Below are 12,996 nucleotides of genomic sequence, written 5' to 3'. Positions count from 1 at the left end.
CTTGAAAGTCCTCAGAGATTTGACGGACTAACAGAAAGACCAGCGGCGGTATAGCCTGCCCAAAACAAAGGAGTCAGGGATGTTCGAACTCGCCATCATCGGGGCCTGGGCCGAGTTCGCCCTGCGCTGGCTGCATGTGATTACAGCCATGGCATGGATCGGCTCGTCGTTCTATTTCATCGCGCTGGATCTGGGCCTGAACCGCAACATCCCCGGCCCGGCGGATGGCGAGGAATGGCAGGTCCACGGCGGCGGGTTCTACCATATCCAGAAATATCTGGTCGCGCCCGCAACGATGCCGGACCACCTTATCTGGTTCAAATGGGAAAGCTACATGACCTGGATCTCGGGCTTTGCACTGATGTGCATGGTCTATTATCTGGGGTCCGAGTTTTACCTGATCGACCCGGCGGTGATGGATCTGGCCCCCTGGCAGGCGATCGGGATCTCGCTGGTGTCGCTGGCTTTCGGCTGGCTGGTCTATGACCAGATCTGCCGCCGCTTCGTGAATTCGAACCAGACGCTTGTGATGGTGGCGCTCTATGTGGTGCTGGTCGGCATGGCGTATTTCTATACGTCGGTGTTTACCGGGCGCGCGGCGATGATTCATCTTGGCGCGTGGACGGCGACGATCATGACGGCGAATGTGTTCATGGTGATCATGCCCAATCAGCGGATCGTCGTGGCCGACCTGCAGGCCGGGCGCAAACCGGACGCCAAATACGGCAAGATCGCCAAACAACGCTCGACGCATAACAACTACCTGACGCTGCCGGTCATCTTCCTGATGCTGTCCAACCACTACCCGCTGGCCTTTGGTACGCAATACACCTGGATTATCGCCTCGCTGGTGTTCCTGATGGGCGTGACGATCCGGCACTATTTCAACTCCAAACACGCGCGCAAAGGCAACCCGACCTGGACCTGGGCAGTGACGGCGGTGATCTTTATCGTCATCATGTGGCTCTCGATTGCCCCCGCGATGCGCGCCGAGGAAGACCTCGCCGCGCTCCCGCCCTCGGTCGCCCGCTTCGCGCAGGCCGAGGAGTTTTCCGAGGTCCACAATGTCGTCGTCGGCCGCTGCTCAATGTGCCATTCCGAGTATCCGGTCTATCCCGGCATCAACTGGGCCCCGCACGGGTTGATGCTGGACACCGAAGCCCAGGTCGCCCGCGCGGCGCGGCTGGTCTATCTGCAAGCCGGGCGCGCCCACGCCATGCCCCCGGCGAATGTCAGCTGGATGGAGGAAGACGAGCGCGCGCTGATCCGGCAGTGGTATCAAAGCGTCGCTGGCACGCTCGGCTGATCCGCGTCCAAGACACCTGACACCAGTTCCTGGCTCGAAGCGACGGCCGGGGGGCTGCGCGCCCCCCGCACCCCCTCGCCAAAGGGGACCCACGGCCCCCCTTTGGAAACCCCCGTGGATATTTTCAGACAGATGATGGAGCGTAGTTAACGAACCCTTATCATCTGTCCCTAAATATCCTGGGGGGTGAATTGGCCGCCAGGCCAAGAGGGGGGCAAGGCCCCCCTGCCCGGTCGCCCAAGGGCCAGAGCCTGCAAGGCTCTTGACCGAGGGCGAAACACCTCATCCGGCGAAGCGCGACGCCAGGCGGTTGCGGGCTTGGGGCAGAGGTTTGTTTCCCAGCGCAGGGGCCAACACCTCGCGCAGGAAATGCCCGGTCGTTTGCAGCCCCTGCGCCATCTGTTCGCGGCTTTCCGGTGCAGCGGCGTCGAGCAGCAGAGGCGGCAACGGAAGCAACCGGTCGGCCCAGTCGCCCGCAGCTTCAGCCGTCACCGCGCGCCCGGTCTTCGGTGAGACATAGGCCAACCCGTCGATCTCTCCGCTCACTGCGCAGGCGCTCAGGTCGAGACCATAGCCGGTCTCGTCCAGCAACAGGCGCTCCCACAGCAGATAGGTACCGAACCACGCGTCGCCCTCGGCCAGCCGGTCGAGCAGCGCGGTGGTCAGGGCATACAGCCGCGGCTGGGGGTCACGGTCGGCCAGCGCGAAGACCGCCAACGCGCTCAGCGCGTTCAGCGCCGCCAGCCGTTCGGCGTCGAGCATGATGGTGCTTGCCCGCGCCCGCAGTGGCTCAACCGTGAAGTTGCCCAGATGGTCATCCAGCCGCGCCCGCCAGCTCAGCGCCAGCGTGTTCCCCGGTTGCAGCACCGGCGTCAGCTTGCGCCCGGTGCCGCCGCGCACCGCGCCGCGGTGCAGCCCGTGCTCGGCGGTCAGCACCTCGATGATGGCGGTGTTCTCGCCATGCGGACGCGCGCTCAGCAGGATGCCGTCGCCCGTCCAGTCCATCGCTTACAGCGCCCGCCAGCCGATGTCGCGGCGGCAGAACCCTTCGGGCCAGTCGATCCGGTCCACCATCGCATAGGCGCGCTGATGCGCCTCGGCCAGCGTTGCCCCCCGCGCGGTGACATTCAACACGCGCCCGCCGTTGCTAAGGATGGCGGCACCATCGGCCTTGGTCCCGGCATGATAAACCATGTTGAAACTGTCTTCGGGCAGCGCCTCGAGCCCCTTGATCGGCGTGCCCTTGGCATAGGTCCCCGGATACCCCTTGGCCGCCATCACCACCGTCAGCGCATGGTCGTCGGCCCAGTTGACCCGTGCCTCTTCCAGCCGGCCTTCGGCGCAGGCCAGCAGCAGGTCGAGCGCCTGCGCACCCAAGCGCAGCATCAGCACCTGACATTCGGGATCGCCAAACCGGACGTTGTATTCCACCAGCCGCGCCACGCCGTTCTCGATCATCAGTCCGGCATAGAGCACGCCCTGATACGGTGTCCCGCGCCGCGCCATTTCCACCATCGTCGGGCGGATGATGCGTTCCAGCGCCTGCTCGGCAATCGCGTCGGTCAGCACCGGCGCGGGCGAATACGCCCCCATGCCGCCGGTGTTCGGCCCGGTATCCCCGTCACCGACGCGCTTGTGGTCCTGCGCCGTGCCGATGGGCAGCACGGTCTCGCCATCGACCAGCACAAAGAAACTGGCCTCTTCGCCGCTCATGAACTCTTCGATGACCACCTCGGCCCCTGCAGCGCCGAAGGCTCCGCCGAAGATCTCATCGAGGCCCGCCAGCGCCTCGTCCAGCGTCATCGCAACGATCACTCCCTTGCCCGCCGCCAGCCCGTCGGCCTTGACGACAATCGGCGCGCCTTGCGTGCGGACATAGGCTTTCGCCGCCTCAACATCCGAGAACCGCGCCCAGCCCGCCGTTGGCGCCTGCGCCGCATCGCAGATCTCTTTGGTGAACCGTTTGGAGCTTTCCAGCTGTGCCGCCGCCGCCGAGGGCCCGAAGCACAGGATGCCCGCGTCGCGCAGCGCGTCGGCGACACCGGCGGCCAGCGGCGCCTCGGGTCCGATGACCACGAAATCCACCGCGTTCTCTTCGCAGAAGGTCACGACCTCAGCCCCGTCCTCAGGATTCAGCCGCGCGCATTCAGCAATTGCGGCGATCCCGGCATTGCCCGGCGCGACGATCAGCCGGTCGCATTTCGGGTTTTGCTTGATTGCCCAGGCCAGCGCATGTTCGCGCCCGCCGCCGCCCAGAACCAGAATGTTCATCGCTCACCCCTTGGCCACCATTGGCGGGCGTTCTAAGGTCTGCAGCGAGGCGACACAAGCGAGAGACATGGACCTTCTGGACGACGACGACGGCCCCGAGCCGCGCGGCAACGCGCATGACTTCACCGTTTCCGAGCTTTCGGGCGCGGTCAAGCGGGTGATCGAGGGCGAATTCGGCCGTGTGCGGGTGCGCGGCGAGGTGGGCCGCGTGATGATCGCGCGCACCGGGCATATGTATTTCGACCTCAAGGATGACCGCTCGGTGATCTCGGCGGTCAGCTGGAAGGGTCAGGTCGCACGTATGGCCGTGCGCCCTGAGGAAGGCATGGAGGTCATCGCCACCGGGCGGATGACCACGTTCGGCCCGCAATCCAAGTACCAGTTGCAGGTCGAGAACGTCGAACCCGCCGGAGCTGGCGCGCTGATGGCCATGCTTGAGGCGCGGCGCAAGGCGCTGGCCGGTGAGGGCTTGTTTGATGCCGCGCGCAAGCGTCCGATCCCGTTTTTGCCGCAAGTGATCGGCGTGATCACCTCGCCGACCGGGGCGGTGATCCGCGATATTCTGCACCGGCTGGCGGATCGTTTCCCGCGTCGGGTGATCGTCTGGCCGGTCGCCGTGCAGGGCGAGCGTTGCCCGCGCGACGTGGTGCGCGCAATTGAAGGCTTCAACGCGATCAGGCCGGGCGGCCCGGTGCCACGCCCCGATGTGCTGATCGTGGCGCGCGGTGGCGGCTCGATCGAGGATCTGTGGGGCTTCAACGATGAAGCGGTCGTGCGGGCCGCTGCGGCCAGTGACATCCCGCTGATCTCGGCGGTGGGCCATGAGACCGACACGACTCTGATCGACCACGCCGCCGATCTACGCGCGCCCACCCCCACCGCTGCCGCCGAACTGGCCGTGCCGGTGCGCGCCGATCTGCTGGCGCATGTGGCGAATTTGGGCGCGCGCCTGCACCGAGCCGGGACCGGCGGCACGCAGCAGCGCGCGCAGCGGCTGCGCGATCTGTCGCGCGCCCTGCCCCGGCCCGAGGCTTTGCTGGCCACACCCATGCAGCGCTACGACCGCGCCGCCGACCGCTTTGCCGGGTCGCTGCGGGCGCTGGCGCAACGCAAGACGCTGGAGCTGAACAAGGCGGCGGCGGGCCTGCGTCCGGGCGTGTTGCGCGACCGAGCTGAGCGGCGGGCCGAGGCACTGGTGCGGGCGGGGGTGCGGCTGACTCCGGCGCTCCAGCAGGGGTTGGTGCGCAAATCCGAGCGTCTGACCGGCCCCCGGCTGATCGAACGGGCGGGCGCGGCGCTTGCGCAGCAACTGGCGCGGCAGCGCGACAAGCTGGAATCTCTGGACCGGATGCGCCGTTCGCTGGGCTACCCTGAGACGCTGGCGCGCGGCTATGCCGTGTTGCGTGACAGTGACGGCGCACCGCTCACCACCGCAGCGGCAGCCCGCAAGGAAACGCAGTTCAGCGTCGAGCTGCGCGATGGCACGCTGGAAGCCGTGCCGGTCACCGCCCCGCCCCGCCCGCGCAAGAAGGCACCCGAGCCGGGGCCGGGGCAAGGCTCGCTGTTCTAAGGGTTAATAGCCCAGCGCTTTGCGCAGCATGTTCAGCGCCATGACCATGATGAACACCGCGAAGACGCGTTTCAGCGGCTTGGGGTCCATCGCATGGGCCAGTTTCACGCCCCAACTGGTGGTGATCATGGTCATGGCGATGACCACCAGAAATGCCGGGATATTCACCGCGCCCAGCGTATAGGGCGGCGCGCCCTCGACCCCCAGCAACAGGAACCCGGCGACCGAGGGCGCGGCGATGATCACCCCGAACCCCGCCGCCGTGGCCACCGCCCGGTGGATCGGCACGCCATAAAGCGTCATCAGCGGCACCCCGAACGAGCCGCCGCCAATCCCCATCAGCACCGACAAGAACCCCATGACCGAGCCCATGATGCCGCGCTTCGCCCCGCCCGGCATTGCGTCGCCCAGCCGCCAACTTGCCCGGCCAAAGGCCAGATACAGACCCACGGTCAGACCCAGCACGCCAAAGATGCCCTGCAGGATCACCGAGCGCAGCCCCGAGGCCGCGATCATCCCAAGAAGCGCCCCGCCCGCGATCCACGGGGCCCAGCGCTTGAGGATCTCCCAGTCCACCGCGCCGCGCTTGTGATGCGCGCGCACCGATTTGACGGATGTCACGACAATCGTCGCCAGCGAGGTCGCCAGACAGACCTGCATCAGATGCGGCCCGCCGTAGCCCAGCGCCGTGAAGGCGTAGAAGAAGGCAGGCACCAGCACGATGCCGCCACCGACCCCCAGCAAACCCGCAATCACCCCGGCCACCGCGCCGATTGCTGCCAGCAAAGCCACCATCAGCGCCAGAAGGCCGGGATCGGGCATGCTCAGCTCTCCTGCGCTTCGGTGGCGACCAGCCGGATGCGTTCCACCATCGCCCGCAGCCCGTTCGAGCGTTGCGAGGACAGATGCTCATCCAGCCCCAGCCGCTTCAGGGCGGCCTGCGCGTCCAGCCCCGGCACCTCGGCCAGCGGGCGGCCCGCGTAAAGCGTGTGCAAGACGGCGATCAGCCCGCGCACGATCATCGCGTCGCTTTCGCCATAGAAATCAAAAATGCCGTTTTCGATATTCGGGTACAGCCAGACCTGACTGGCGCAGCCGTTTACCTTGTTGGCGGGAACCTTCAACGCCTCGTCCATCTCGGGCATCTCGCGGCCCAGTTCGATGACGTGGCGATAGCGGTCTTCCCAGTCGTCAAGGAAATCGAAGGTCTCGGCCAGCTCGTTGAACTCGTCCTGTGCCATGCCTGCTCCGCTGCTGTCGTTGCGGGTTCAGACCTAGGCCGAGACGCGCCAAAGGTCCAGCCCTTGCCCTTTTCAAGCGGACCGCTTTGCGCTAGGTCTGGCGCGCGTTTTGCACCGAGGGAAGCCCTATGAAAACTCCGCTTGCTGCCTTGCTGATGTCGTCGCTGGCCCTGTCTGCGTGCGGGGGCTTCAGCGACTCGCGGATGAACCCGCGCAACTGGTTCGGCGCGTCGAGCGTTGAAGAGCGCCCCGATCTGGGCCCGACCACCCTTGTCGACGACCCGCGCCCGCTGGTGCCGCAGGTCAGCGAGATGGTGATCGAGCGGACCTCGTCCGGCGCCATCGTGCGCGCCTCGGCGGTGATGCCCTCGGCTGGCTGGTGGGACGCCGAGCTGGTGCCCGAAAACTACGGCCGCCCCAGCGGCGGTGTGCTCAGCTTCCGCTTTGTCGCCATCCCGCCACGCACCCCCGTGGCCGGACAAAACCCCGGTGCCCGGACGATTGTCGCGGTCTACGCGCTGACGCAGGCGCAGCTGGATACCACCGCCGACATCGTGGTCATCGGTGCCGAGAACACCCGCCGCGCCCGGCGCTGACCTCTCCGCTCACGCAAACGGGGGCCCCGCAAGGCCCCCGTCACAGCGCGCCTCAGGCGCGCGTTTTGCTGCCGGGGGCCGGGCGGGGCCTTGCGCCCTGCCCGGCCCCCGGCGTTCCCGTTACTTCACGGTGATACGACCGTCGGTATAGGGCTGGTAGGGATTATGCTCGGCCAGATACTCGGCCAGCACATCGGCCAGATCCGGGCCAAAGTCATAGGCGTTCGTGGCGTGGTCGCGGAACACCGCATAGCCGTCACCGCCGTTGCGCACATAGTCGTTGGTCACCAGACCATAGGTCGCGGCCGGGTCAATCGGCACCCACGCGCCTTCACGCATGACCATGACGTCGCTGACCCGCGACCCCACCGGTGCCGAGGCGTCGAAGGCATAGGTCAGGCCACCGACCTGCGCAAAGCGCCCCGCGCCTTCCTCGATCTGGCTCACACCGTTTTCCAGCGCTTCGATGACATACTCACCGGTCAGTTCGAACGTGGCCATGGTGTTCTGGAACGGCAGAACCTCCAGCACGTTGCCCATGGTGATCGTGCCGTCGCCAATCGAGGCCCGCAGACCGCCGCCGTTCTGGATAGCAATGGTGATGCCCTGGCCGGCAACGCGGGCCAGCATGGCGTCCGTCACCAGATTGCCCATCGTGCATTCCATCGCCCGGCAGGTCGTCCGGTCGCCGTCGATAGCCTCAACCGCTTCGGAAACCAGCTCGCTGCGGGTCTCTTCGATCGGACCGGCCAGCGTCGCCACCCAGGCGGCGATTTCGGGGTCGGGGGTGACTTCCGAGTTGATCTCGATGGTGTCGCCGGTGGCGTAGATCAGCTTGCCTTCGTCATCGAGGTCCAGAATCAGGTGGCCCAGATAGCGGCTGTAAGCCCCCGCCTGCACGACCGGCACGATGGAACCGTCGACGTTATCCACCCATGTCGGATACGGGCCTTCACGGCGCGGATCGCTGGCCGACAGGTAGGTGTGGCTGTGGCCGCCGACCACGGCGGTCAGGCCCGGCACTTCGGCGGCAATGCGCTGCTCGCCGACATAGCCCACATGGGTCAGCGCGATGATCGTCGTCACCCCCTCGGCGTGCAGCTCTTCAACCGAGCGCGCCACGGACTCGACGGCGCTCGAAAACGCGATGGTCGGCCCGGGCGAGGCGATATCGGGCGTGTCTTCGGTCAGCGCCCCCACGATGCCGACCCGCAGCCCGCCGGTTTCCAGAATGGCCCAGGGCACGATACGCCCGGCCAGCAGGTTGTTCTGCGACACGTCGATGTTGGCAGCGACGACCGGGTACTGATCCTGATCGGCGAAGACCAGCAGCCCCTCAGGGCCGTTGTCGAATTCGTGGTTGCCCACCGCCATTGCATCCAGACCGATGCGCAGGTTCATCTCGGCCTCGACCGCACCGCCATAGGTGGTGAAATACAGCGAGCCCTGCGATTCGTCGCCCGCGCTCAGCACCAGCACCGGGTTGCCCTCGGCGGTGATCGCATCGCGCATCTGGTTGATCAGCGTGAACAGCCGCGCCGCGCCGCCAAAGCACTTGCCTTCGGCCTCATCCCCCGCCGAACAGGTCGAGTTGAAGCGGTTGATCGGCTCAACCCGGCTGTGGAAGTCGTTGAAATGCAGGATGTGCAACTCGGTCGCATAGCTCGGCAACGCGCTGGCAGCCGCCAGCGCTGTCGAACCGAGGATGGCCCTGAACTGGGTCTTTAAGGACATTAGACTTCCCCTGTTGGAATTTTTCCCGAAGGTCAAAGATTGCGCGCCTTGGGCGCAGAGTCAAAGGTCACGTCACTGGGTTTCCCAAGGGAAGGCGACGGGCGCATGACAGTGCCCGCGCGGCGCTCACCCCCTGCTGCCCCATTGACCAGAGGCCGCGCTTTGGGCAAGAGCATCGCATGCTCGTGTACAAGATCTTTCGCCGCTCCGAATGGGATGCTTTCGCCGCCGCCGGTCACACCGAGGGTGCGCCGGTCGATCTGGCCGATGGCTATATCCATATGTCCACCGCCCAGCAGGTTGTCGAAACCGTCGCCAAGCATTTCGCCGGAGAAAGCGATCTGGTGCTGCTCGCGATCGAAACCGACACGTTGGGCCCTGCGCTGAAATGGGAGCCGTCCCGCGGCGGCGCACTCTTCCCCCATCTTTACCGCGCGATGGTCCGCGCCGATGTGGTCTGGGACAAATCCCTGCCGCTGGGCGCTGCCGGGCATATCTTCCCCGAAGGGGTGATCTGATGATCGAACAGCTCGGCCTGTGGGCGCTGCACCGCATCGACCCGGAAACCGGGCATGGTTTATCGCTCAAAGCGCTGAACGCCGGGCTGGTGCCCCTGCCCGGTCAGATCACCTCGGATCGCTTGCGGACTGTCGTGGCGGGTCTGGAGCTACCCAATCCGCTGGGACTGGCCGCTGGCTTTGACAAGAACGCCGTGGCCTTGGCCCCGCTGGCGCGCTCGGGCTTCGGCTTTATCGAGGTCGGCGCGGCCACGCCCCGCCCGCAACCGGGCAACCCCCGCCCCCGCCTGTTCCGGCTGTCCGGGGACCGCGCGGTCATCAATCGCTTCGGCTTCAACAACGAAGGGGCCGAGGCCATTGCCGCCCGCCTCATGCGTCGCAAGGCGGGGCCGATTGTTGGCCTGAACCTCGGTGCGAACAAGGACAGCACCGACCGTGCCGCCGATTTCGCCTCTGTGCTGCGCCTGTGCGGCCCCTATGTCGATTTCGCCACGGTCAACGTGTCCTCCCCTAACACCGAGAAATTGCGCGACCTGCAGGGCGCCGATGCCCTGCGCGGTCTGCTGGCCGGTGTGATGGCCGAGCGCGATGCGCTGGAACGCCACATCCCGGTGTTCCTGAAGATCGCCCCCGATCTGAACGCTCAGGAATTGTCAGACCTTGCCGGTGTCGCGCTGGAGTCCGGTCTCGATGCGATCATCGCCACCAACACCACGCTGGGCCGCGATGGCCTGAAAAGTGCCCACAAGGGCGAGATGGGCGGGCTGTCCGGCGCGCCGCTGTTCGAAAAGTCCACGCGCGTTCTGGCCCAACTCTCGACCCTCACCGAAGGCCGCCTGCCGCTGATCGGCGTCGGCGGTGTCGATTCAGCCGAGACCGCCTATGCCAAGATCCTCGCCGGGGCGAGCGCGGTGCAGATGTATTCGGCGCTGGTCTATGGCGGTCTCTCGATGGTCGGCCAGATCCTGCGCGGGCTCGACACTTTGCTTGAGCGCGACGGTTTCGCGAGCGTGGCCGAGGCTGTCGGCACCGGGAGAGACGCATGGCTCTAGAAATCTGGCACAACCCGCGCTGCTCGAAATCACGTCAGGCGCTGGCCTATTTGCAAGACCAAGGGCTGACGCCCGAGATCCGTCTGTACCTCAATGCGCCGCCCAGCCCCGAAGAGATCCGCTCGATGCTTGCGTCTCTGGGATTGCCGGCCGCCGACCTTTTGCGCAAAGACGGCGCGGCGCTGAAATCTGAGCCTGAGGATGCCATCATCGCCGCCATGGCCGCCGACAGCGCGCTGATCGAACGCCCGGTGATCCGCAACGGCGACAAGGCGGTCATTGGTCGCCCGACCGACGCCATCGACCGGATCCTCTGACCCCCCAGAATCATCCGCCATCATCCGGCCGTCCGCACCGCCCGGATCGCGAACACGCAGCCATCACTCGGCAACTCGGGCACCGTCGCACACAGCCCGCGCGCGATCTGCCACGCCGCCAGTACGCGCGGGACATAATCGCGGGTCTCGGCAAAGGGTGGCACCCCGCCGTTGCGGCGCACCGCCCCCTCGCCCGCGTTGTACCCGGCCAGCGCCAGCACGACATCGCCGCCGAACTCGCCCAGCAACCAGTCGAGATAGGCCACGCCGCCGCGAATGTTCTGAGCCGGATCATTGGCGTCCTCGACACCAAAGCGCGCCGCCGTCGCCGGGATCAACTGCATCAACCCCTGCGCGCCCGCGTGGCTGATCGCTCCGACCCGCCCCGCCGATTCCACCGAGATCACCGCCAGAGCCAGCGCCGGTGACACCCGCGTGCCGACCGTCGCCAGCAGAATCGGAGCGCTATGGGCCGCAGCGATGTCTTGCAGATGCTGCACGCTCGGCTCGGGCACCCGCGCCTCCTCGGGCGCATCGCGCAGCGCGGCCATCGCGGCCAAAAAGCGCCCCTCGCCCTGATCGAGATTTGGCGAGACGCTCTCCCAGAACCACGCAAACCTTGAGCCATCCGGCCCCGCCTCTGGCAACGGCTGCGCGGCGCGCGCGATCAGCGGGGCGACCGGCTCAGGCGGCGCGAGGCGGCGCGCCTGCTCTTCGGGATCGACTTGCACGGTGATGCGCGGCCCGTCCGACGGCGGCGCGACCCCGATGCGGCGAAAGGTGAAATCATCGGCCATGGCCGCGCTGGCCACGACAAAGCAGACCGCCCCGGTCAGGGCCGCCGCAATTCGCGCTGGGAAAATGGGCAAGCTGCTCGGCATGGCCCCGGTTTCTTGGTCTTATTGCGCTCACGGTGCCAGAAAACCGCCGGTTTCGCAAATCTTTGCTTCTCAGGAGCTTGTTAACACATCAGGGCGCAAGATCGGGGCTGTCAGCGGTCACGCTGTTCTGGCCCCAGGGCTCCACCTGCGCGGATTGGGCGTCGCGTCCCGGCGACTCGGGCGCATGATCACGTCGCGCGCCCCCCCCCATTCCCTGAGTCGCTGCAGCGCCTTTTGTTGCCAATTTAGACCTAAAGAACAAAGAAAAGCTGCAAGGTTTCTATAAAAGCATCAAGTCACAACAAAGCACCAAGAATGCCTTACTTCCGTTGTATTTGACCCATTTTGCCGCCGCGTTGCGCCCCGATAACGGCCTTGTCGAAACGGTGAGCGGTCAAAAACCCTCAACCTCCCGCGCTCCGGTCCGACACGTTGAAAACGAAGTTTAAACCCCGGAGAAACGCATGACCTTCCTGAACCAAATCAAAACCTTTGCCGCCAACGAATCCGGTGCCGTCACCGTTGATTGGGTCGTTCTGACCGCCGCGATCGTCGGCCTGGGGCTGGCCGTCATCTCGTCGGTTCGCACCGGCGTTGGCTCGCTCGCGACCGACATCTCGAACTCGCTGAGCTCGGCCTCGGTTGCCTCGCTGGGTACGCTGGGCGTCAGCCAGTAACAACTACCCCATCGTCGAATGAAAAATGGCCGCTCCACTGGAGCGGCCATTTTGCATTTCATCCCCAGCGCCGAACACAAAGGACGTGAGTCGCGCACCCGGCCCGGACCAGATGACCAACCGCATTCAAACACTCTTTCAGGATCAATAATCACCAACTACAACTTCCGTTTCTTTAACATAAACAATTCACATTAATAGACCAACATTGCCTTTCTTTTGCCGTTTTGCGCCCCTTTTGCCGCCCCTTTGCGCCGCGATAACAGCCTTGTCGAAACGGAGAGCGGTCAAAACCCCTCAACAACCCGAACTCCTGAACGGCACGTCGACCCTGCATCGCCCTTGTTACTTTTATCCTGGAGACTGCCATGACCGTCCTGAACAAAATCAAAGCTTTTGCCGCCAACGAATCCGGTGCCGTCACCGTCGATTGGGTTGTCCTGACCGCCGCCATCGTCGGCCTGGGTCTGGCCGTCGTGACCTCGGTGCGTACCGGCGTTGGCTCGCTGGCCACGGAGATCTCCGATCAGCTGGGCTCGGCTTCGGTTGCATCGCTTGGCACGCTGGGCGTCAGCCAGTAAGTCTCTGCCAGTAACCAGTTATAAACGGCCGCTCCTGGGAGCGGCCGTTTTTGTATTCGCCGCCAGCGCTGCCAAATCGCGTTCACCCGCGCCAAACCTCACCGGCGCTAACCGCCTTTGAGCACATCCCTATTTAGTCCAGAAACCAAGATCTAAACGACAACCCCGGACAAGCGCTAGGTTCCAGACTCATTGATTTTCAAAGCCAGAAGAGAACGGTCGCAGCGAGGGCGATGGCCGAGAGGAACACCT

At 65.5% G+C, this 12,996-nt stretch carries 14 protein-coding genes; 8 read left to right on the top strand and 6 right to left on the bottom strand.

The window, feature by feature from the left end; translation table 11 throughout:
* The first annotated feature begins 79 nt into the window (after positions 1-79).
* On the top strand, positions 80-1,306 hold the full coding sequence (locus EAE28_RS08140; RefSeq protein ID WP_127105361.1) for a urate hydroxylase PuuD: 1,227 nt from the start codon (positions 80-82) through the stop codon (positions 1,304-1,306).
* A gap of 282 nt (positions 1,307-1,588) precedes the next feature.
* On the opposite strand, the gene recO is transcribed toward EAE28_RS08140, so the two are convergent.
* Together recO and purD are read right to left on the bottom strand one after the other, a co-directional pair.
* Positions 1,589-2,311, bottom strand: coding sequence for a DNA repair protein RecO (recO, locus tag EAE28_RS08135; RefSeq protein ID WP_127105360.1), 723 nt, complete (start codon positions 2,309-2,311; stop codon positions 1,589-1,591).
* Between the two features lie 3 nt (positions 2,312-2,314).
* On the bottom strand, positions 2,315-3,577 hold the full coding sequence (gene purD, locus EAE28_RS08130; protein WP_127105359.1) for a phosphoribosylamine--glycine ligase: 1,263 nt from the start codon (positions 3,575-3,577) through the stop codon (positions 2,315-2,317).
* A gap of 67 nt (positions 3,578-3,644) precedes the next feature.
* Between purD and xseA the strand changes: the two genes are divergently transcribed.
* Positions 3,645-5,147, top strand: a complete 1,503-nt coding sequence (gene xseA / locus EAE28_RS08125; protein ID WP_127105358.1) for an exodeoxyribonuclease VII large subunit — start codon at positions 3,645-3,647, stop codon at positions 5,145-5,147.
* Positions 5,148-5,150: 3 nt separating this feature from the next.
* On the opposite strand, the gene EAE28_RS08120 is transcribed toward xseA, so the two are convergent.
* A complete protein-coding gene (locus EAE28_RS08120; protein WP_127105357.1) occupies positions 5,151-5,969 on the bottom strand; it encodes a sulfite exporter TauE/SafE family protein in 819 nt (272 codons plus the stop codon).
* A 2-nt stretch (positions 5,970-5,971) separates the two neighbouring features.
* Positions 5,972-6,388 (bottom strand): SufE family protein, encoded by a 417-nt coding sequence (locus tag EAE28_RS08115; protein WP_127105356.1) that lies wholly within the window; start codon positions 6,386-6,388, stop codon positions 5,972-5,974.
* 128 nt (positions 6,389-6,516) lie between these two features.
* On the opposite strand from EAE28_RS08115, the gene EAE28_RS08110 reads away from it, so the two are divergent.
* Entirely contained in the window at positions 6,517-6,984 is a 468-nt protein-coding gene (locus EAE28_RS08110; RefSeq protein WP_127105355.1) for a hypothetical protein, read from the top strand.
* Between the two features lie 120 nt (positions 6,985-7,104).
* On the opposite strand, the gene EAE28_RS08105 is transcribed toward EAE28_RS08110, so the two are convergent.
* Positions 7,105-8,718 carry a bifunctional metallophosphatase/5'-nucleotidase gene (locus EAE28_RS08105; RefSeq protein ID WP_127105354.1) on the bottom strand — a complete coding sequence of 538 codons (1,614 nt, stop codon included), beginning with the start codon at positions 8,716-8,718 and terminating at the stop codon, positions 7,105-7,107.
* Between the two features lie 179 nt (positions 8,719-8,897).
* On the opposite strand from EAE28_RS08105, the gene EAE28_RS08100 reads away from it, so the two are divergent.
* Genes EAE28_RS08100 through EAE28_RS08090 form a run of 3 tightly spaced genes read left to right on the top strand, consistent with a single transcriptional unit; the run spans position 8,898 to position 10,605 of the window.
* On the top strand, positions 8,898-9,236 hold the full coding sequence (locus tag EAE28_RS08100) for a DUF952 domain-containing protein (protein WP_127105353.1): 339 nt from the start codon (positions 8,898-8,900) through the stop codon (positions 9,234-9,236).
* A complete protein-coding gene (locus EAE28_RS08095; protein WP_127105352.1) occupies positions 9,236-10,288 on the top strand; it encodes a quinone-dependent dihydroorotate dehydrogenase in 1,053 nt (350 codons plus the stop codon). The genes EAE28_RS08100 and EAE28_RS08095 overlap by 1 nt, the downstream gene beginning before the upstream one ends.
* A complete protein-coding gene (locus tag EAE28_RS08090; RefSeq protein ID WP_127105351.1) occupies positions 10,279-10,605 on the top strand; it encodes an ArsC/Spx/MgsR family protein in 327 nt (108 codons plus the stop codon). The genes EAE28_RS08095 and EAE28_RS08090 overlap by 10 nt, the downstream gene beginning before the upstream one ends.
* Before the next feature lie 20 nt (positions 10,606-10,625).
* On the opposite strand, the gene EAE28_RS08085 is transcribed toward EAE28_RS08090, so the two are convergent.
* On the bottom strand, positions 10,626-11,486 hold the full coding sequence (locus EAE28_RS08085) for a lytic transglycosylase domain-containing protein (protein ID WP_425466764.1): 861 nt from the start codon (positions 11,484-11,486) through the stop codon (positions 10,626-10,628).
* 464 nt (positions 11,487-11,950) lie between these two features.
* On the opposite strand from EAE28_RS08085, the gene EAE28_RS08080 reads away from it, so the two are divergent.
* Together EAE28_RS08080 and EAE28_RS08075 are read left to right on the top strand one after the other, a co-directional pair.
* The gene (locus EAE28_RS08080) at positions 11,951-12,163 is read left to right on the top strand and encodes a hypothetical protein (protein WP_127105350.1); all 213 of its coding nucleotides are present in this window, start codon (positions 11,951-11,953) and stop codon (positions 12,161-12,163) included.
* Between the two features lie 368 nt (positions 12,164-12,531).
* Positions 12,532-12,744 (top strand): hypothetical protein, encoded by a 213-nt coding sequence (locus EAE28_RS08075; RefSeq protein WP_127105349.1) that lies wholly within the window; start codon positions 12,532-12,534, stop codon positions 12,742-12,744.
* The last annotated feature ends 252 nt before the right edge of the window (positions 12,745-12,996 follow it).

The organism is Pararhodobacter zhoushanensis (genome assembly GCF_003990445.1).
GTDB classification, from domain to species: domain Bacteria; phylum Pseudomonadota; class Alphaproteobacteria; order Rhodobacterales; family Rhodobacteraceae; genus Pararhodobacter; species Pararhodobacter zhoushanensis.
This window is presented reverse-complemented; position numbering and strand designations above follow the sequence as displayed.

Coding starts and splice junctions, on each gene's coding strand:
- EAE28_RS08140 (WP_127105361.1), top strand. CDS start 80: ATGTTCGAACTCGCCATCATCGGGGCCTGGGCCGAGTTCGCCCTGCGC.
- recO (WP_127105360.1), bottom strand. CDS start 2,311: ATGGACTGGACGGGCGACGGCATCCTGCTGAGCGCGCGTCCGCATGGC.
- purD (WP_127105359.1), bottom strand. CDS start 3,577: ATGAACATTCTGGTTCTGGGCGGCGGCGGGCGCGAACATGCGCTGGCC.
- xseA (WP_127105358.1), top strand. CDS start 3,645: ATGGACCTTCTGGACGACGACGACGGCCCCGAGCCGCGCGGCAACGCG.
- EAE28_RS08120 (WP_127105357.1), bottom strand. CDS start 5,969: ATGCCCGATCCCGGCCTTCTGGCGCTGATGGTGGCTTTGCTGGCAGCA.
- EAE28_RS08115 (WP_127105356.1), bottom strand. CDS start 6,388: ATGGCACAGGACGAGTTCAACGAGCTGGCCGAGACCTTCGATTTCCTT.
- EAE28_RS08110 (WP_127105355.1), top strand. CDS start 6,517: ATGAAAACTCCGCTTGCTGCCTTGCTGATGTCGTCGCTGGCCCTGTCT.
- EAE28_RS08105 (WP_127105354.1), bottom strand. CDS start 8,718: ATGTCCTTAAAGACCCAGTTCAGGGCCATCCTCGGTTCGACAGCGCTG.
- EAE28_RS08100 (WP_127105353.1), top strand. CDS start 8,898: ATGCTCGTGTACAAGATCTTTCGCCGCTCCGAATGGGATGCTTTCGCC.
- EAE28_RS08095 (WP_127105352.1), top strand. CDS start 9,236: ATGATCGAACAGCTCGGCCTGTGGGCGCTGCACCGCATCGACCCGGAA.
- EAE28_RS08090 (WP_127105351.1), top strand. CDS start 10,279: ATGGCTCTAGAAATCTGGCACAACCCGCGCTGCTCGAAATCACGTCAG.
- EAE28_RS08085 (WP_425466764.1), bottom strand. CDS start 11,486: ATGCCGAGCAGCTTGCCCATTTTCCCAGCGCGAATTGCGGCGGCCCTG.
- EAE28_RS08080 (WP_127105350.1), top strand. CDS start 11,951: ATGACCTTCCTGAACCAAATCAAAACCTTTGCCGCCAACGAATCCGGT.
- EAE28_RS08075 (WP_127105349.1), top strand. CDS start 12,532: ATGACCGTCCTGAACAAAATCAAAGCTTTTGCCGCCAACGAATCCGGT.